Source organism: Brevundimonas sp. LM2 (genome assembly GCF_002002865.1).
GTDB lineage: Bacteria > Pseudomonadota > Alphaproteobacteria > Caulobacterales > Caulobacteraceae > Brevundimonas.
Genome location: NZ_CP019508.1, coordinates 1,596,181 through 1,613,437 on the forward strand (window position 1 = coordinate 1,596,181; position 17,257 = coordinate 1,613,437).

19 protein-coding genes are annotated in these 17,257 nt (G+C 68.5%); 10 read left to right on the plus strand and 9 right to left on the minus strand.

The genetic code is table 11. The annotated features are described in order from the left end of the window. Nucleotides 1–64 precede the first annotated feature (64 nt). A complete protein-coding gene (locus tag BZG35_RS07840; RefSeq protein ID WP_077355134.1) occupies nt 65–997 on the minus strand; it encodes a 2-hydroxyacid dehydrogenase in 933 nt (310 codons plus the stop codon). A 114-nt stretch (nt 998–1,111) separates the two neighbouring features. Between BZG35_RS07840 and BZG35_RS18140 the strand changes: the two genes are divergently transcribed. The 3 genes from BZG35_RS18140 to mdoH all read left to right on the plus strand — a co-directional run bounded on the left by BZG35_RS18140 (nt 1,112) and on the right by mdoH (nt 4,989). After that, nucleotides 1,112–2,293 (plus strand): acyltransferase family protein, encoded by a 1,182-nt coding sequence (locus tag BZG35_RS18140; RefSeq protein WP_216351894.1) that lies wholly within the window; start codon nt 1,112–1,114, stop codon nt 2,291–2,293. After that, on the plus strand, nt 2,293–2,934 hold the full coding sequence (locus BZG35_RS18145) for a DUF998 domain-containing protein (RefSeq protein WP_216351895.1): 642 nt from the start codon (nt 2,293–2,295) through the stop codon (nt 2,932–2,934). The genes BZG35_RS18140 and BZG35_RS18145 overlap by 1 nt, the downstream gene beginning before the upstream one ends. Nucleotides 2,935–3,060: 126 nt before the next feature. Continuing rightward, nucleotides 3,061–4,989 carry a glucans biosynthesis glucosyltransferase MdoH gene (mdoH, locus tag BZG35_RS07850; protein WP_077355135.1) on the plus strand — a complete coding sequence of 643 codons (1,929 nt, stop codon included), beginning with the start codon at nt 3,061–3,063 and terminating at the stop codon, nt 4,987–4,989. 18 nt (nt 4,990–5,007) lie between these two features. Here mdoH and BZG35_RS07855 read toward each other — a convergent pair whose 3' ends face one another. From BZG35_RS07855 to BZG35_RS07875, 5 genes are all read right to left on the minus strand, one after another. Next, entirely contained in the window at nt 5,008–5,343 is a 336-nt protein-coding gene (locus BZG35_RS07855) for a DUF5615 family PIN-like protein (RefSeq protein ID WP_077355136.1), read from the minus strand. Next, a complete protein-coding gene (locus tag BZG35_RS07860) occupies nt 5,340–5,573 on the minus strand; it encodes a DUF433 domain-containing protein (RefSeq protein ID WP_077357955.1) in 234 nt (77 codons plus the stop codon). Before BZG35_RS07860 ends, BZG35_RS07855 begins: the two co-directional genes overlap by 4 nt. A gap of 24 nt (nt 5,574–5,597) precedes the next feature. After that, nucleotides 5,598–7,265 carry an energy-dependent translational throttle protein EttA gene (ettA, locus tag BZG35_RS07865; protein WP_077355137.1) on the minus strand — a complete coding sequence of 556 codons (1,668 nt, stop codon included), beginning with the start codon at nt 7,263–7,265 and terminating at the stop codon, nt 5,598–5,600. Nucleotides 7,266–7,384: 119 nt separating this feature from the next. Continuing rightward, nucleotides 7,385–8,026: an NrsF family protein gene (locus BZG35_RS07870; RefSeq protein WP_171981906.1), complete on the minus strand. Its 642-nt coding sequence runs from the start codon at nt 8,024–8,026 to the stop codon at nt 7,385–7,387. Then, a complete protein-coding gene (locus BZG35_RS07875; RefSeq protein ID WP_077355139.1) occupies nt 8,016–8,579 on the minus strand; it encodes a sigma-70 family RNA polymerase sigma factor in 564 nt (187 codons plus the stop codon). Before BZG35_RS07875 ends, BZG35_RS07870 begins: the two co-directional genes overlap by 11 nt. 155 nt (nt 8,580–8,734) lie before the next feature. Between BZG35_RS07875 and BZG35_RS07880 the strand changes: the two genes are divergently transcribed. From BZG35_RS07880 to BZG35_RS07895, 4 genes are read left to right on the plus strand one after another with little or no spacing between them, the layout of a single operon-like run. After that, nucleotides 8,735–9,028, plus strand: coding sequence for a DUF2282 domain-containing protein (locus tag BZG35_RS07880; protein WP_077355140.1), 294 nt, complete (start codon nt 8,735–8,737; stop codon nt 9,026–9,028). Nucleotides 9,029–9,043: 15 nt separating this feature from the next. Then, the gene (locus tag BZG35_RS07885) at nt 9,044–9,925 is read left to right on the plus strand and encodes a DUF692 domain-containing protein (RefSeq protein WP_077355141.1); all 882 of its coding nucleotides are present in this window, start codon (nt 9,044–9,046) and stop codon (nt 9,923–9,925) included. Then, nucleotides 9,918–10,703 carry a DNA-binding domain-containing protein gene (locus BZG35_RS07890; protein WP_150125970.1) on the plus strand — a complete coding sequence of 262 codons (786 nt, stop codon included), beginning with the start codon at nt 9,918–9,920 and terminating at the stop codon, nt 10,701–10,703. Before BZG35_RS07885 ends, BZG35_RS07890 begins: the two co-directional genes overlap by 8 nt. Continuing rightward, nucleotides 10,687–11,151, plus strand: a complete 465-nt coding sequence (locus BZG35_RS07895) for a DoxX family protein (protein ID WP_077355143.1) — start codon at nt 10,687–10,689, stop codon at nt 11,149–11,151. Before BZG35_RS07890 ends, BZG35_RS07895 begins: the two co-directional genes overlap by 17 nt. A gap of 4 nt (nt 11,152–11,155) precedes the next feature. Here the strand turns inward: BZG35_RS07895 and BZG35_RS07900 are convergent, their stop codons facing one another. Continuing rightward, nucleotides 11,156–11,767: a TIGR02466 family protein gene (locus BZG35_RS07900; RefSeq protein ID WP_077355144.1), complete on the minus strand. Its 612-nt coding sequence runs from the start codon at nt 11,765–11,767 to the stop codon at nt 11,156–11,158. Nucleotides 11,768–11,937: 170 nt separating this feature from the next. Continuing rightward, nucleotides 11,938–12,768 (minus strand): tRNA1(Val) (adenine(37)-N6)-methyltransferase, encoded by an 831-nt coding sequence (locus tag BZG35_RS07905; RefSeq protein ID WP_077355145.1) that lies wholly within the window; start codon nt 12,766–12,768, stop codon nt 11,938–11,940. Nucleotides 12,769–12,886: 118 nt separating this feature from the next. On the opposite strand from BZG35_RS07905, the gene BZG35_RS07910 reads away from it, so the two are divergent. Continuing rightward, nucleotides 12,887–13,927, plus strand: a complete 1,041-nt coding sequence (locus BZG35_RS07910; protein WP_150125971.1) for a polyprenyl synthetase family protein — start codon at nt 12,887–12,889, stop codon at nt 13,925–13,927. A 12-nt stretch (nt 13,928–13,939) separates the two neighbouring features. Here the strand turns inward: BZG35_RS07910 and BZG35_RS07915 are convergent, their stop codons facing one another. After that, nucleotides 13,940–15,145, minus strand: a complete 1,206-nt coding sequence (locus BZG35_RS07915; protein WP_077355146.1) for a pyridoxal phosphate-dependent aminotransferase — start codon at nt 15,143–15,145, stop codon at nt 13,940–13,942. Nucleotides 15,146–15,249: 104 nt separating this feature from the next. Here BZG35_RS07915 and BZG35_RS07920 point away from each other — a divergent pair, with 104 nt between their 5' ends. Beyond that, nucleotides 15,250–15,969: a TVP38/TMEM64 family protein gene (locus BZG35_RS07920; protein WP_077355147.1), complete on the plus strand. Its 720-nt coding sequence runs from the start codon at nt 15,250–15,252 to the stop codon at nt 15,967–15,969. Between the two features lie 245 nt (nt 15,970–16,214). Then, nucleotides 16,215–17,255 carry a rod shape-determining protein gene (locus tag BZG35_RS07925; protein WP_013269710.1) on the plus strand — a complete coding sequence of 347 codons (1,041 nt, stop codon included), beginning with the start codon at nt 16,215–16,217 and terminating at the stop codon, nt 17,253–17,255. Nucleotides 17,256–17,257: the final 2 nt, after the last annotated feature.

Genomic DNA, 17,257 nt, shown 5'->3' on the forward strand with positions numbered 1-17,257 from the left:
ATATAAGGATATCCTTATATGATGGCCAGCGCGAATTCGCGCGCTCGAACGCCCGCCGCGGGTGTCAGGCCTGCGGGACGGGGGTCACCAGCGGTTCGCCGGCCATCGCCGCCGCCAGGTTGCGAATCAACAGCATCAGCATGCCCTGCACCGCCTCGGTCGTCGCCCCGGCGGTGTGCGGCGTCAGAACGGTATTGGGCACGTCGGCCCAGCGGGCGGGGTCAGTGGGTTCGCGCTCGAACACATCCAGGGCGGCCTGCCCCAGGGACCCCGACGCCAGGGCCGCGATCACGGCGTCCTCGTCCACCAGCGATCCGCGCGCGACATTGACCAGCAGGCCCGTCGGGCCCAGCGCCGCGATGACGTCGCTGGAGATCAGACCGCGATTGGTGTCGTCGGCGCGGCAGGCCACGACCAGGATGTCGCTGGTCGCGGCAAGGCCCAGCAGGCTGTCGGCCCGGGGCCAGGGCGAGGGCCTGTCGCGCGGACCCCACCAGGCGACGGGGCAGCCCAGCGGCTCCAGACGCCGGGCCAAGGCCTCGCCGATCCGCCCCAGACCGACGATGCCGACCCTCTGGCCCCGCATGGATGGGGTGATCAGCCGGTGCTCCATGCGCCAGTCCCCGGCCCGCAAAGCGCGGTCGCCGCAGACGATCTGACGCCGCGCCGCCAGGATCAGACCCAGGGCATGGTCGGCGACGTCCTCATGATTGACGTTCGGCGCATGGGTGACCGGGAGACCGCGCGCCGCGCACCAGTCCAGATCGATGGCGTCATAGCCCGAGGTGAAACAGGCGATCAGCTTCAGGTTCGGAAGGCGCTCGATCACCGCCTTGTCCAGGGGGGCCTCGCCGACGACGACGATGGCCTGGATATCCGCCTGGGCCTCGACCGGCGGGCCCTCCCACAGGTGAAAGACCCGATAGCTCCCCTCCAGGAAGGGCGTCAGCCGTCCCAGTTGCGGCGGCATGATCAGGACGGCGGGACGATGGGGCATGGGTCTGATCTACGCCCGTCGCCGGGTGTGAACCAGTCTGCCCGAGGCGGCCGGCCCTCCCGGTGCGGCTAAGGTAGCGTGGACAGGGCGGGTCCGGTCGATCATAGACGCGCTGTGACCCTTGCCGCCGCCGCCGCCGTCCGTCGCCTCGATCTGGACTGGATCCGGGTGGCCGCGTTCGGCCTGCTGATCCTGTATCATGTGGGTCTGGTCTATGCGCCCTATGATTGGCACGTGCACAGCCGGCACACCTTCGAATGGATGCGGGAAGGGGTGCTGATCACCAATCCCTGGCGGCTGACCCTGCTGTTTCTGGTGTCCGGCGCGGCGCTTCGCTTCATGACCGCGCGGCGCGATGCCGGCCAGGTCGCGCGGGCCCGGGCCGAGCGCCTGATCCCGCCCCTGCTGTTCGGCACGCTCGTGCTCGTGCCGATCCAGTCCTGGATCGAGGCCCTGGACAAGGGGGCGTGGACCGGGGGGCTGGCCGGGTGGTGGGGCCGGGAGTTCTCGCTGAGCGGTCTGGCCAATGGGGTGCCGGTCAATCACCTGTGGTTCATCGTCTATATCGCCGTCTACAGCGCGATCGTGGTCCTGCTGATGCTGCGTCCGCAGCGGCTGCTCTGGCTGGAGGACCGGCTGGTCCGGCTGTTGTCGGGCTGGCGGGTGCTGGCCGTGCCGATCCTGTATCTGATGGCGATCCGGCTGACCCTGTTTCCTCTGTTCGGCGTGACCAATGCGCTCGGCCACGACGCCTATAATCATGCCCTGTCGCTGGGGGCCTTCCTGTTCGGCTATCTGATCGCGCGGCGCGAATCGGTGTGGCGGGAGCTGGAGCGGTACCGCTGGGTCGGGCTGGGGGTCGCGATCCTGGCCCTGCCGATCATGATGCTGCAGACCGCCCATCCGGGGGGAGGGGCCTTCTGGGGCATTCCCCGCAATCTGGTGTTCGCCATCGACCAGTGGGTGGTGATCTCGGCCATCCTGGGCTTCGCCAGCCTGTATCTGCGGCGGGTCGAGAGCCCGGTGCTGCGCTATCTCTCCGACGCCGTGTTCACCTGCTATCTCGCGCATCAGACGATCCTGGTCGCCGCCGTCTGGCTGGTCCGGCCCCTGGCCCTGCCGGCCGCGGTCGAGGTGGTCGTCCTGGCCGGCGTCACGATCGGCGGCAGTTTGCTGATCTATGAGATCGTGCGGCGCATTCCATCGATCCGACCGATCTGGGGCTTGAAACCCGTGGCGGCGATGCCGCCTGCCCCGCCGGGCGAGGTGGGGACCCGAGCCCCGCAGGTCCTGTGATGAGGCTGCAGCCGGATCGGCTGACGGCGGTGGCGCAACATCTGCTGGCGGTGGGGATCGCGGCGCCGATCCTGGCCCTGGCCTCGGTGCTGGCGGCAGGCAGCGCCTATCCGGGCTTCGATCATGCGCGCCAGTATCTGAGCGAGCTGGGCGGGGCCACGGCGACCGTGCCCGCCCTGTTCAATGTCGGCGTGCTGATCGCCGGCGCCATGACCGGGGTGGCGGGCGTGGGCTTCGGACTCGCAGTGGTGATCCTGACGCGATCGCTCGTGTCGGCCGCGCTCGTGGGTCTGCTGTTCGTGTTGGCGGGCACCGGCCTGGTCTTGTCCAGCCTGTATCCTTGGCCCGATCCTCGCCACATGGCCATCAATCTGGGACTGGGCATCCAACTGGCGCCCGTCTTCCTGCTGGTCGCCTTGAGACAGACGTCCGGCCTGTCGGGGCTGCGACGCTTCCTGGCGGCTGCCTTCGGCGCGATGGCGGTCCTGACGCTTCTGACCAAGCATCTCCTGTTTCCGGGCACTGTGACCGATCTCAACGTCGGCTACTGGGAAAGGGCTTTTGCCATCGTTCTGGTCGGGTGGGTCGGGGTGGCGGCGCTCTGCCTCAGGCGGCGGCTCGAGCCCGGTTCCCCACGATAGCCCAAAAAAACGCGTTCTCACCATTATGTGATTGAAAATCGCGCAAGAGTGATCAAATGTGCGCTGGATGGTGCGCCGCAATAATACCGCTTGTTCCGAGTCGGCGCGACCCCTGAGGAAGATCCAATGATTGGCTACGGGTCGACTGCACGCGCGCATATCGCCGGCGATCGCATCGAAGCCATTTCCGCCTTTACCGGTGTCGGCGGCTGGCTGCCGGAGACCGCGCCTCTGGCCATGCCGCGCCAAGCCTTTGCCGATGCGGCGCTGCAGGTCGCCGGACAGATGGCGTCGCGGCCGGACGGCCTGCTGACGCGGCGGTTCATCGTCTTCGGCTCGACGCTGGTCGTGGCCCTGCTGGCCTTGATCGCGCCCGTGATCCTCTGCGCGCGCGAGGGGTTCCAGCCGCTCGAGATCCTGGCCCTGGCCATCTTCGCCGTCCTGATCACGGCCATCGCCTGCTGGTTCTGCAGCACCTTCGCCGGTCTGATCGTCATGCTGACGGGCCGGGAACAGGACGACATGGCCTTCGCGCCGTATCCGCCCCTGCCGAGCCGGCGCACGGCCTTGCTGATGCCGCTCTACAACGAGGACGCGCGCGCGGCCCTGGCCCGCCTGGGCGCGCTGGACGCCTCGCTGGCCCGCCTGGGAGCCTCGGACGCCTTCGACCTGTTCGTGCTCAGCGACTCGACCAAGGACGAGGCGGCCGCGGCCGAGATGTCGGCCTGTCTGTCGCTGCGGGCGCATGCGGGCAGCGCGGTCTACTACCGCCGCCGGACCGAGAACATCGAGCGCAAGGCCGGCAACATCGCCGACTGGACCCGCACCTTCGGCGGAGCCTACGAGTACATGATCGTGCTGGACGCCGACTCGACCATGGCCGGCGAGACCGTCCTGCGTCTGGTCGACGCCATGGAGCGCCACCCCGGCGTCGGCCTGATCCAGACCGCCCCGACCATCATCAAGGCCCAGACCCTGTTCGCCCGGGTGTCGCAGTTCGGCGTGCGCCTGTACGGCCGCGTCGCCGCCGCCGGCCTGGCCTGGTGGGCCGGGTCCGAGGCCAGCTACTGGGGGCACAACGCCATCCTGCGGACCCGCGCCTTCGCCGACTGCGCCGGCCTGCCCGAGCTGGAGGGTCGCAAGCCCTTCGGCGGCCATATCATGAGCCACGACGTGGTCGAGGCCGCCCTGCTGCGCCGCGCCGGCTGGGCCGTCCACGTCACCGCCGCCCTGGACGGCAGCTGCGAAGAGACGCCGCCGACCCTCACCGACTTCATCCGCCGCGATCATCGCTGGTGCCAGGGCAACCTGCAGCACATCGCCCTGATCGGGGCCAAGGGTTTGAACCCGATCAGCCGGCTGCAGCTGGCCATGGGCTGCATGGCCTATCTGTCCTCGCCCCTGTGGTTCGCCTCCCTGATCGTCGGCATGGCGATGCAGCTGCAGGGGCCGGTCGATTGGGCGTCCTTCTTCTACATCCTGAACCCGCAGCTCTCGCCCTTCATGCTGGCCTCGCTGCTGGGCGGGGTGATGCTGATGGGGCCCAAGCTGATGGGCTTCGTCCTGGTGCTGAGCCGTCCGGGCGAGCGTCGCGCCTTTGGCGGGGCCCGCCAGATCGCCAAGGGCATGGCGCTGGAGATCGCCCTGTCCGCCGCCATGGCCCCCATCCTGATGGTCGCCAACACGATCGCCGTCGCCAAGATCGTCAGCGGCCACGACGCCGGCTGGGCCACCCAGCAGCGCAGCGCCGACGGCCTGGCCTGGCGCGACGCCTTCACGGCCATGCGCTGGCAGATGGCAACGGGCGTGCTCTTCACCCTGGGCCTGTTCATCCGTCCGGACCTGGCCACCTGGTTCGCCCCGATCGTCCTGCCCCTGCTGTTCGCCGCCCCGATCGCCGTCTTCACCTCGCGCCGCGCCCTGGGCGAGGCCTTCGCCCGCAAGGGCTGGATGGTCACGCCGGACGAGGACGGCGTGGCGGTGTCGCCGGCGGTGCTGTTCCCGGCCGCTCGGCCGGTGGCCGAGGTCGATGCGCCGATGTGGGCGCGAGGCTGATCGCGTTCGATCTCGAATTTAGTCGTTCCTGAGCTCGACGAACCGCTCTCCATCAAGAAGCCTGGCCCACACGATGGGCCAGATCGCTTCGAATACGGCGATCAACTCGGGGTTGGTGCAGTTGCCAATCCGGAGCCAGACCAGGCGGCCGGCCACGTCCTGTCGCGCAAAGTTGGCGAAATCGGCATCTCGACTGATGACGACCGCACCTCGGCGCTTAGCCTCCAGCCAGATGTCGTGATCCGGCGCGTCCTTCAGCCTGATTTCGCGGACGTGGACGGCGTCGATGTCGTGCTCGTCACGCAGCCATCGCGCCAGCACAGGCGGCAGCTGCTGGTCGATGATGATCTTCAAGCAGCGATGACGACCGGGGGATGATCCACCTCACGGGCCCCGTAGGCGAGACATGCGAGAATGTCGTCCGGCTCCAGATCGGGATGATAGGACAGGATCGAGTCCGGACTCTCACCCGCAGCAAGCCAGCCCAAGACGTCAGCGACGGTAATCCGAATGCCGCGCACGCAGGGTTTTCCTCCGCGCTTGCCGGGCTCGATGGTGATGCGGGACAGGAGGTCTTCGCTCATGTCCCGCATCCTATCACAGTTCGATCAGCGACCGAATTTCTGGAACTTGATCCGGTGCGGGATCAGGGCGTCGGTGCCGAGGCGGCGCTTCTTGTCCTCCTCGTAGGCCTCGAAGTTCCCCTCGAACCATTCGACGTGGCTGTCGCCCTCGAAAGCCAGGATGTGGGTCGCGAGACGGTCCAGGAACCAGCGGTCGTGGGAGATGACCACGGCGCAGCCCGCGAACTCCTCCAGCGCCTCCTCGAGGTTCTGCAGCGTCTCGATGTCCAGGTCGTTGGTCGGCTCATCGAGCAGGATCAGGTTGCCGCCGGTGGCCAGGGTCTTGGCCAGGTGGACGCGGTTGCGCTCCCCGCCCGACAGCTGCCCGACCTTCTTCTGCTGGTCGCCGCCCTTGAAGTTGAACGAACCGACATAGGCGCGGGTGTTGATCTCGCGCTTGCCGACCATCATCACGTCGGTGCCGCCGCTGATCTCCTCCCAGATGGTCTTGTTGGGGTCAAGGCTGTCGCGGGACTGGTCGACATAGGCCAATTTCACGGTCTCGCCGACCTTGATGGTTCCGCCCTCCGGCGTCTCCTGACCGGTGATCAGGCGGAACATGGTCGATTTGCCGGCCCCGTTGGGCCCGATCACGCCGACGATGCCGTTGGGCGGCAGCTTGAAGGTCAGGTTGTCGAACAGCAGCTTGTCGCCATAGGATTTCTGCAGGCCTTCGACCTCCAGCACGACATTGCCCAGGCGCGGCCCGGGCGGGATCTGGATGTGGGCGTGGGTCTGGGCCCCTCGCAGGCTCTCCTGTTCCGTGACCATCCGCTCATAGGCGGCCAGACGGGCCTTGGACTTGGCCTGACGGGCCTTGGCCCCCGAGCGGACCCATTCCAGTTCGCGGGTGAGGGCGCGCTGGCGGGCCTCGGACTCCGAGTTCTCCTGGACCACGCGCTTCTGCTTCTGCTCCAGCCAGCTGGAGTAGTTGCCCTCGTAGGGGATGCCCTTGCCGCGATCGAGCTCCAGCGTCCACTTGGTCACCAGATCCAGGAAGTAGCGGTCGTGGGTCACCAGGATGACGCAGCCCGGGAAGGCTTCCAGATGGTGCTGCAGCCAGGCCACGGACTCGGCGTCCAGGTGGTTGGTCGGTTCGTCCAGCAGCAGCATGTCGGGCTTGGACAGCAGCAGGCGGGCCAGGGCGACGCGGCGCTTCTCGCCGCCGGACAGGTTGGTCACGGCCCAGTCGTCGGGCGGGCAACGCAGGGCGTCCATGGCCATCTCGATGCGGCTGTCGATGTCCCAGACGTCGCCGGCGTCGATCTTCTCCTGAAGGGCAGTCATCTCCTCCATCAGTTCGTCGGTGTATTCCTCGGCCATCTCGGTGGCGATGGCGTTGAAGCGGTTGACCCACTGCTTCTCCTCGCACCAGGCCTCAACGTTCTCGCGCACGTTCAGGGCGTCGTCGAGGTGGGGCTCCTGCTCCAGATAGCCGCGCTTGATCCCGTCGGCGGCCTTGGCCTCGCCCGAGAATTCCGGATCCAGACCCGCCATGATCTTCAGCAGGGTCGACTTGCCCGAGCCGTTCACGCCGACCACGCCGATCTTGGCGTCGTTGTAGAAGCTCAGCCAGATGTTCTCGAAGATCTTCTTGCCGCCGGGAAAGGCCTTGGTCAGGCCCTGCATCTGGAAAATATATTGCTGCGCCATGAGGTGCGGTGCGCCCTGTCGTCTAAATCGAATGGGGATGTAGGCGCGGGATGTAGCGACCCGCACGCCGGGTGGCAAATGACCTAGGCCCAGGGCGCGGCGGTTTGAAGGCGCCGAGCCTACCAGCGAAAGACGAAGCGTCCCGCCAATGCGCCGGTCGCCGCGGCGACGACGATGCCGAGGGAGTACCAGACGGCCACGAAAGCCGCCGTGTGCTCCGGGCAATGCAGGCCGTACAGGGTGGCCGCCGTGCCCGCGGTCAGCACGCCCGCCGCCGCTCCGGCCAGGGTCGGGCGCGTGGGCGCGAAGGCCCGCGCCGCCCAGAACACGAAGGGGGCGGCAAGGGCGCTCAACAGTACGATGTTGGGCGTACAGACCCGCGCGCTGTCGCCCATGAGCGCAGGCATCCGCTGGGGCATCGGCATGGTCGCGATCTCGTAGCCGGCCAGAGCGAGGACGCCGAACAGCAGCCCAAACAGCGTCAGCAGCGGGGCCACGACCCCGGTGCCGGGCCGACCCAGGCGGACGAGCAGCCAGAAGCCGGTGACCGCAAGCGCCAGGGTGTAGGCGGCCTTGGCCCAGAAGGTCGGGCCCCCCATGGCCCCGGGCAGGTCGCTGCGGAACCCCAGCCACAGGCCGACGCTCGCCAGGACCAGCAGAACGCCCGGGATCATCCAGAGCAGGAGCCGGCGCTCGATCTGGCGATGAGGGGAGGGGGGCAGGTCGACGGCCAGGGCCTCGATGAGGTCTTCAGTCTTCAAGGTCGCCTCCTTCGGCGGAGACGTTCGCGAAGCGGGCATTCAGCGATTTCAAGCTGCGATGGATGCTGACCTTGGCCGCGGCCAAGCTGTAGCCGTGATTGGCTGCGGCCTCGGCGACCGTCAGGCCCCTCAGACGGACGTCCTCGATCAGGCGACGCTGGCGCGGGGGCAGCAGGGCCAGGCAGCGGGACAGGTCGGCGCTGGTGGCACCGTCCTCGACCGTATGGTCGGCGAACAGTTCGGCGGCCTCCTCCAGCGGGTGTGTCGGACGGCGGCCGCGACGCCGCAGGTGATCGATCAGCTTGTGCCGGGCGATCGCATAGGCCCAGCCGGTGAAGGACTGGGCGCGGTCCCAGGTGGACCGCTTGGCATGGATGGCGATCAAGGTCTCCTGCACCAGATCCTCGGCATCCGCGCCCCCGTCGAACAGCCGGCGGGCGAAGAAGGGCCGCAGATGCGCGCCCAGATCGGTCAGAAGAACGCGCCAGGCCCCGGCGTCGCCGTCCAGGCCACGCAGCATCAGGGACTGGAGGTGCGCTTCGCGATCGGTCACGTCACCCCCGCTTCGCCGACGGAGCCGAAAGGTTACGGCGAACGTCGGGGCGACGCAAAAATATTCCTGTTCTGCAGCCGTAACCCGGCACCGGCTCCTGACGAAGCCCAGGGCATGCGGTCACCACCGATCGCGTTAAACCCAGGAGACTTCTGATGACCCGCTCCCATGCCACCGTCGCCGGCCTGACCGCGGTCGCCGCCCTCGTCGCCGGCACCGGCCTCGCCAACGCCCAGAGCAACACGCGCGCCACCGCCCCCAGCGTCGAGAAATGCTATGGCGTCGCGCTCGCCGGCAAGAACGACTGCGCGGCCGGGCCCGGCACGACCTGCGCCGGCACCTCGGTTCGCGACTATCAGGGCAATGCCTGGAAGAATGTGCCGGCGGGCACCTGTACCTCGATCCAGACCCCGCGCGGCAACGGTTCGCTGACGCCCGTCTCGCGCTGATCTCGGTTTAGCGCGATGTCGCACAGATCGGTCGCCGGACAGCGCCCCGGTCGGTCCGTTCCCCCCGGGCCGACGGTGGGGCTGGGCCTGAAGCCCCTCCATTACGAAGAGGCCCTGGCCTGTCCCGCGGCCGGTCTGTGGTTCGAGGTCCACGCGGAAAACTACATGGTCGAGGGCGGGCCTCGGCTGGCCTGGCTGGAGGCGATCCGGCGCGACAAGCCCCTGTCGCTCCACGGCGTCGGCCTCTCGCTGGCGGCCGACGAGCCGCTCGATTTGGAGCATTTGGCGCGGCTCAGGGCCCTGGCCGACCGGTTCGAACCCTTCCTCATGTCCGAGCACCTGGCCTGGTCCCAGCGGGGCGGCGTCTATCACCCGGATCTGCTGCCGTTTCCACGGACGCAAGGCATGCTGGATCGGGTTGCGGACAACGTCGCCCGCGCCCAGGACGTTCTCGGGCGCGCCCTCCTGATCGAGAATCCGTCGCTGTATCTGCCCCTCGCCGGACACGAGATGAGCGAACCCGACTTCCTCAATCGGCTCGTCTCCCGGACCGGCTGCGGTCTGCTGCTCGACATCAACAACGTCTACGTCAGCGCCAACAATGTCGGTGGCAGCGCCACGACCTACATCGACGCGCTGTCGTCGGACGCGATCGGCGAGATCCATCTGGCGGGCCATGCGCCTGATCCGGAGTGGGGCGAGGCCCTGCTGATCGACACCCACGCGGCAGACGTCTCGGAAGCCGTGTGGGATCTCTACGCGCGAACGATCCGGCGGATCGGTCCGCGTCCGACCCTGATCGAGCGCGACGGCGACATTCCTCCGTTCGCCGCGCTGATGGCGGAGCGCGAACGCGCCGCCGTCGTGCTTCGCGTCGAGGGGATGCGCTGTGGCTGAGCCCTTTCATGCGGCCATGCAGGCGGCCATCGAGGGCGACGACGCGGCTTTGACGCCCTGGCTTTCAACCCCGGAGGCCGGCCTTCCGGGCCTCGCCGTCTATCGGAACACCATCGCCAAGGCGCGCGCCGACGCCCTGGCCGCGCTCTATCCGACCGTGGCCCGGCTGGTCGGAGACGCCTGGTTTCGCGACGCGGCCGTCATCCATGCCCGGGCCCACCCGCCGGGCAATCCGGTCATGGATGACTATGGGGGCGCCTTCGCCGACTGGCTCGAGACCTTTCCGCCTGCGATCGACCTGCCGTTTCTGGCTCCGATCGCCCGCATCGACCGGGCCTGGAGCGAAGCGCATCGCGCGCCGGACGCGTCGGTCATGCGCGCGGCGGACTTCGCCGTCTTGTCGTCTGCGGATCTGTTCGGCTTGCGCGCGCGCCTGCATCCCTCGGTCCGGGTCTTCTGGTTCGACTGGACGGTGCCCTCGGTCTGGCTGGCCAACCGTCCGGACAGCGACCCCCGAACCGCCGTGGTCTGGGACGAACAGTCCGAAGGGCTGCTCCTGGCGCGGCCTGACGGGCCCGTGCGGCATCACAGGCTCAGCCACGCACAGTGGCGGTTCCTCGATCTGTGTCGCCAGGACCTGCCGCTGGGCCAGGCCGCCGCGAGGCTCCGCCTGGATCGCCCGACCCTCGACCTCTCCCGCCTGTTGACCGATCTGATCGGCATGGGCGTTTTTTCCGGACTTCAGAAGGAGCCGCTCCGCTATGACAACGACCTCTGACGGCATCGCGCGAAATCCCGCCGCCGCCTTCGATCCGATCGTGCGCGGGATCGAGCGGGCGCTGCCACTCGACCTGCTGACCCTGATCGTTCGCGGGGCGATCGCGGCGGTCTTCTTTCTGTCGGGCCGTACCAAGGTGGAAGGCCTGCTGACCCTCACCGACAGCACCTACTTCCTGTTCGCGGAGGAGTACCGCGTGCCCCTGCTACCGAGCGCCCTGGCCGCCCATCTGGCCACCTATGCCGAACACCTGTTCCCCGTTCTGATCGTCCTGGGCCTGGCCACGCGGGTGTCGGCCCTGGCCTTGCTGGGCATGACCCTGGTGATCCAGATCTTCGTCTATCCGTCGGGCTGGCCCACGCATTTGCTCTGGGCGGCACTGCTGCTCTACCTGATCCGGTTCGGGGCCGGGGCTTTCAGCCTCGATCGGCTGCTGAAGCTGCCGTGACGCCTCAGGCGTAGTTGAAGCTGATCGAGATGCGGTCGGACTTGGCCGCGTTCACCGGCACCTCGTGGCGCAGCCAGCTTTCCCACATCAGCACCGATCCGGCCTGCGGGGCGAGATAGACGAAGGGCTGTTCCGACTGGGGGGCGGCCGGGTCGACGCCCGGTCGGGCCATCATCATCGGCAGGCGGGGATCCTCCAGCTTCAGCGCCGAGGCCCCGTCGGGGACCTCGACATAGACGGTGCCGCTGAGGAAGGCGTGGGGGTGCAGATGGCCGGAATGGGCCCCGCCGGGCTTGAGGATATTGACCCACATCGTGTCCAGCCGCGGCTTGCGGGCCAGATCGAAATTCAGGCCCCGGGCATAGGCCAGGGCGTGGCGGTCCAGATGCTTCTTCAGCTCGGCGAACTCGGGCAGGCGCTGGGGCAGGTCGTTCAGCGAGCTGTAGGAGGTGTAGCCGCGGTAATTGTGCGTCTTGCTCCAGGCCCGGCCGGCCCCGTCCTCCGACGCCAGCATGCGGCAGGCCTCGACGAGCTCGGCGTTGAAGTCGGCGAAACCGGGCACGGTGGCCAGGGTGGCCTCATAGACCTGGGTGACGAAGAGGGGGCGCAGGGACATGGCTTCTCCTACCCTCAGCGACCCAGCCTCGTCCACGCGGCGCGCGACCGATACTGACGCACCGGCCGTCTAGGATGACATCCGGCCTGATGGAGCCGCCGAGACGGAGACGTGCGGGATGGACGGAAAACGGACTCTCGGCCACGAGAGTCCAAAACGAAGAAAGCGTTTCAACCGAGGGGCTTCGCCTGGGTTCCTGTCGATTTTGGACTCTGTGAACTCGGTTTTTCGGAGTCCAGTCCAGCCTTGCCGGTCAGGATCGCCTCCGCCTCGGCCGTATGCTTGGCCCCGGACCGGTCGTGTAGAACCAGGGCGGGCAGTAGCGTCAACGGCGCGCGTCCCCCGCGCACGGCCTGGACCAGAACGCGTTTCGCCGGATGGTCGGCGAAGGGCTGGATCGGGCGGATGGCGAACGACCCGCACCGCTCGCCCAGCAGGGCCAGCAGATCGGCCAGCCGGTCCGCCCGGTGGATGACGACGATGCGGCCCCCGTCGCGGACGCCGTCGATCAGAAAGCGCGTCCAGGCCGCCAGACCGTCGTCGGCGATCCAGGCCCCACGCTTGGCGGGGGCGGGCGGCCGCAGCGCGGTCTCGTGATCGAAGAAGGGCGGATTGCTGACGGCCCAGTCGAATCGCTCGAGGCCGAGCGCGGCGAAGCCCCCGGCCACGTCGGCCTGTACCGCGGCCATCCGGTCTTCCAGTCCATTAAGGACGGCATTGCGGGCCCCGAGAGCGGCCGCCCTCGCGTCACGCTCTATGCCGGTCAAGGCCACGCCTGGCCGGCGTACGGCGATCTGGGTTAGAACCGCGCCGACGCCGCACCCGGCTTCCAGCACCCGCTGCCCCGGCTGCGCCGCGACCGCCGCGGCCAGCAGGGCGGCGTCCATGCCAGCGCGATAACCGTCCGCGGCCTGCAGCAGGCGAACCTTTCCGCCCAGCAGGGCGTTCTCGGTGGGCTCGGCCTGCGCCACGACGGCGGACGATGGTGATGCGACGGTCACGCGGCTTGACCCCTCATGGTGGCGTCACCATTGTCCGGCGAAGCGGTTTGCTGCAAGCGGGCGCGATGAAGAAGCGGTGCGATCCTCCCGCGCGCCGCGATTTTGAGAGAGATTTCCGTTGGATGCCGTCACTTTGACCGCGCCCCGAGCCCATCCCGCGAGGGACCGGGGCGACGCCGAGGCCCTGGCCCGGCTGGCTCAGGTCGACATGGCGGCGGTCGACGCCCTGATCCTGGACCGCATGCAGTCCAGCGTGCCGGTCATCCCTCTGCTGGCCGAGCATATCGTCTCGGCGGGCGGCAAGCGGCTGAGGCCGCTTCTGACCATCGCCGCAGCGCGATCGGCGACGGTCGACCGGCCCGAGGCCGATCTGACGGCGGCGCGCAAGCTGGCCGCCTCGGTCGAGTTCATCCACACGGCGACCCTGCTGCACGACGATGTGGTCGACGGCTCGGAGCGGCGGCGCGGCAAGGTCGCGGCCCACCTGATCTGGGGTTCGGCCACCAGCGTCCTGGTCGGCGACTTCCTGTTCGCGCGGGCGTTCGAACTGATGGTCGAGACCGACCAGATCCGCGCGCTTGGCATTTTGGCCCAGGCCTCCAGCGTGATCGCCCAGGGTGAGGTGCTGCAGCTGACCCGGGCCCACGACCTGAACCTGGACCAGGAGACCTATCTGCGGATCATCTCGGCCAAGACCGCCGAGCTGTTCGCGGCGGCGGCCGAATCCGGGGCCGTGGGCGTGGGGGCCGACCAGACGACGACCTCGGCGCTGCGGTCCTATGGGCTGAACCTGGGTCTGGCCTTCCAGCTGGCGGACGACGCCCTGGATTATGGCGGGTCGTCCGAGGCCCTGGGCAAGAATGCGGGCGACGACTTCCGCGAGGGCAAGGTGACCATGCCGCTGCTGCTGGCGGTGTCGCGCACTCGGGGGCGCGAGGACGCCTTCTGGGACCGGACCATCAACGGCGGCCAGCGCACCGACGAGGATTTCCGCCGCGCGCGCGAGCTGATCGTGGGCACCGGCGCCGTGTCGGCCACCCTGGATGCGGCCGGCGACTATGCCGACGCGGCCAAGGCCGCCCTGCGGGCCCTGCCGGCCGGCGACTGGCGCGGCGCGCTGGAGCGTCTGGCCGACTTCGCGGTCAGCCGCGCCAGCTAGTCCTGTCGGGCGTCAGCGCAGGTTGGCGCAGAACCGCTGGATCCGGCCGCAGGCGTCTTCCAGCACGCTTTCCGACGTCGCATAGCTGATGCGGAAATAGGGGCTGAGGCCGAAGGCGGCCCCCTGGACCACGGCGACGCCCTCGGCCTCGAGCAGGGCCGTGGTGAAGGTCGCGTCGTCGCTGATCACGGTGCCGTCGGGGGCCGTCTTGCCGATCAGGCCCTCGATCGACGGATAGACGTAGAAGGCCCCTTCGGGGTTCGGGCAGCGGATGCCCGTGGCCTGGTTCAGCATCGACACCACCAGATCGCGCCGCTTCTCGAAGGCGGCTCCGCGTTCGGCGATGAAGTCCTGGGGGCCGTTCAGGGCCTCGACCGCCGCCCACTGGCTGATCGACGCCGGGTTGGAGGTCGTCTGGCTGGCGACCTTGCGCATCAGGTCGATCAGGGCCTTGGGCCCGCCGGCGTAGCCGATGCGCCAGCCGGTCATGGCATAGGCCTTGGACACGCCGTTGACGGTCAGGGTGCGGTCGTAGAGGTCGGGGGCCACCTGGGCGATCGTGGTGTAGTCGAAATCGCCGTAGATCAGGTGTTCGTACATGTCGTCGGTCAGGACCCAGACCTGCGGATGACGCCGCAGGACCTCGGCCAGGGCCTCCAGCTCGGCGCGGGTATAGGCGGCCCCGGTCGGGTTGGACGGGCTGTTGAGGATCAGCCATTTGGAGCGGGGCGTGATGGCGGCCTCCAGCACCTCTGGCCGCAGCTTGAAGCCGTCGGACTCCGCGCCGATGACGAAGACCGGCTCGCCGCCGGCCAGCAGCACCATGTCCGGATAGCTGACCCAGTAGGGGGCCGGCACGATGACCTCGTCGCCGGGATTCAGCGTGGCGACCAGGGCGTTGTAGATCACCGGCTTGCCGCCCGAGGCGACATGGATCTGGGCCGCGGTGTAGGTCAGGTCGTTCTCGCGCGCGAACTTGGCGACGATGGCGGCCTTCAGCTCGGGGATGCCGTCGACGTCGGTGTATTTGGTCTCGCCGCGCTGGATGGCGGCGATAGCGGCGTCCTTGATGTTCTGCGGCGTGTCGAAATCAGGTTCGCCGGCCCCGAGGCCGATGACGTCGCGGCCGGCGCGTTTCAGCTCGCGCGCCTTGGCGGTCACGGCGAGGGTCGCCGACGGCTGGACGCGGGCGAGGGCGGTGGATTGAAGATCGGACATCGGCGATTCCCCGGGAGAGCGGCACCGTTCTCTTACGCAGATGCGAAACGCGGATCAAACGGCGAGGCTCGCGCGGCCTGCGCCAGCGGTGCTAAGCGCCTCTCATGAAGGCCATCGTCGACTTCATCCTGCATATGGAGGCCCGTCGCTGGCGGACCGCGCTGGCGGCCGCCCTGCTGCTGGGCGCGACCCTGGCGTTGCTGGCGCTGGGCAAGAGCCAGTTCGGACTGGCGGCCGAGGCGAACCTGGAGGGCTGGCTTCAGGGGTATCGCGGCAGTCCGTGGGCCTTCGCGGCGACCGTGGCGCTGTTCGTCGCCGCAGCTTTCATCGGCGCGCCGCAGTTCATTCTGATCGCCGCCTGCGTCGTCGCCTTCGGGCCGACCCTCGGCTTCTTCTACAGCTGGGCGGCGACGGTGACCTCGGCGGGGGTGACCTACTGGCTGGGACGCGGCCCGACGGCGCGGATCCTGGACCGGTTCGGCGGGGCCACCCTGGACCGACTGAAGCGCTTCGTGGGCGAGAACGCCTTCTATGCGAGCTTCATGATCCGCAATGTGCCGTCCGCCCCCTTCATCGTCGTCAATATGGCGTTCGGAGCCACCCGCGCCTCTTTCCCGGCCTTTCTGACGGGCTGCGCCCTGGGGGTGCTGCCGAAAACCGCCCTGGTCGCCTTCTTCGGCGGGGCCGTGGTCGCGGCGGTCAGCGGAGACGGTGTCTGGACGTCGCTGATCCTGGCCGGCGTCGCGGTCGTGGCCGTGGGGCTGATGCTGGGCGTGCGCGAACTGGTGAAGGGTCGCGAGCGGGCCGGCGGCGAAGCGGACTGATGCTCCGACGTCGGACAGGGAGAAAGCCCAAGCGGAGCCATAACCGGGTCGTGATCGCGCCTATGCCCCCGGACGGGATCGGGGCTTGTATTAACCTGCCCATGCGGGCAAACGAGCGAACAGCCGGTCAGGCGAGGACGATCAGGAAACCCTTTGCGTATGGGGATACGCATCGGGTGGGGCGTCGCCGAAACCGGCTCATCTGCAGCGCCTTGAAGGCCCCAACCGAACGGTAACCGACCCCCATGAGTTTTTCCCTCTTCGGCGCCATCTCCAATGACATCGCCATGGATCTGGGGACCGCCAACACCCTCATCTATATGAAGGGCAAGGGGATCGTCCTGAACGAGCCGTCGGTGGTCGCGCTGAGGAACGTTGGTGGACGGAAGATCGTCCACGCCGTGGGCATCGAGGCCAAGCAGATGCTGGGCCGCACGCCGGGCCACATGGAAGCCATCCGCCCGATGCGCGACGGGGTCATCGCCGACTTCGAAGTCGCCGAGGAGATGATCAAGCACTTCATCCGCAAGGTTCACAACCGCAAGGGTTTCGTGAACCCCAAGATCATCGTCTGCGTGCCCTCGGGCGCCACGGCGGTCGAGCGGCGCGCGATCAACGATTCGTGCCTGAACGCCTCGGCCCGCCGCGTCGGTCTGATCGACGAGCCGATGGCCGCCGCGATCGGCGCGGGCTTGCCGATCCACGAGCCCACCGGCTCCATGGTGGTCGACATCGGCGGCGGCACGACCGAGGTGGCCGTGCTGTCGCTGTCCGGCATCGTCTATTCCCGCTCGGTTCGCGTGGGCGGCGACAAGATGGACGACTCCATCATCAGCTACATGCGCCGCAACCATAACCTGCTGATCGGCGAGACGACCGCCGAGCGGATCAAGAAGGACATCGGCACCGCCCGCATCCCGGCCGACGGCGAAGGCCTGTCGATCGAGGTCAAGGGTCGCGACCTGATGCAGGGCGTGCCGCGCGAAGTTCGCATCAGCGAGCGTCAGGCGGCCGAGGCTCTGGCCGAGCCCGTGTCGCAGATCATCGACGCCGTGAAGGTGGCGCTGGAGGCGACGCCGCCGGAACTTGCCGCCGACATCGCCGACAAGGGCATCATGCTGACCGGCGGCGGGGCCCTGCTGCGGGGCCTGGACGCCGAGATTCGCGACCACACCGGCCTGCCGGTCTCGGTGGCCGACGATCCCCTGTCGTGCGTGGCCATCGGTTGCGGACGCGTGCTCGAGCATCCGCGGTGGATGAAGGGCGTGCTCGACTCGGCCCTCTAGGC

Coding starts and splice junctions, on each gene's coding strand:
- ettA (WP_077355137.1), bottom strand. CDS start 7,265: ATGGCGCAGCAATATATTTTCCAGATGCAGGGCCTGACCAAGGCCTTT.
- BZG35_RS07895 (WP_077355143.1), top strand. CDS start 10,687: ATGACAACGACCTCTGACGGCATCGCGCGAAATCCCGCCGCCGCCTTC.
- mdoH (WP_077355135.1), top strand. CDS start 3,061: ATGATTGGCTACGGGTCGACTGCACGCGCGCATATCGCCGGCGATCGC.
- BZG35_RS07920 (WP_077355147.1), top strand. CDS start 15,250: ATGAAGGCCATCGTCGACTTCATCCTGCATATGGAGGCCCGTCGCTGG.
- BZG35_RS07860 (WP_077357955.1), bottom strand. CDS start 5,573: ATGAGCGAAGACCTCCTGTCCCGCATCACCATCGAGCCCGGCAAGCGC.
- BZG35_RS07880 (WP_077355140.1), top strand. CDS start 8,735: ATGACCCGCTCCCATGCCACCGTCGCCGGCCTGACCGCGGTCGCCGCC.
- BZG35_RS07925 (WP_013269710.1), top strand. CDS start 16,215: ATGAGTTTTTCCCTCTTCGGCGCCATCTCCAATGACATCGCCATGGAT.
- BZG35_RS07840 (WP_077355134.1), bottom strand. CDS start 997: ATGCCCCATCGTCCCGCCGTCCTGATCATGCCGCCGCAACTGGGACGG.
- BZG35_RS07885 (WP_077355141.1), top strand. CDS start 9,044: ATGTCGCACAGATCGGTCGCCGGACAGCGCCCCGGTCGGTCCGTTCCC.
- BZG35_RS07915 (WP_077355146.1), bottom strand. CDS start 15,145: ATGTCCGATCTTCAATCCACCGCCCTCGCCCGCGTCCAGCCGTCGGCG.
- BZG35_RS07900 (WP_077355144.1), bottom strand. CDS start 11,767: ATGTCCCTGCGCCCCCTCTTCGTCACCCAGGTCTATGAGGCCACCCTG.
- BZG35_RS18145 (WP_216351895.1), top strand. CDS start 2,293: ATGAGGCTGCAGCCGGATCGGCTGACGGCGGTGGCGCAACATCTGCTG.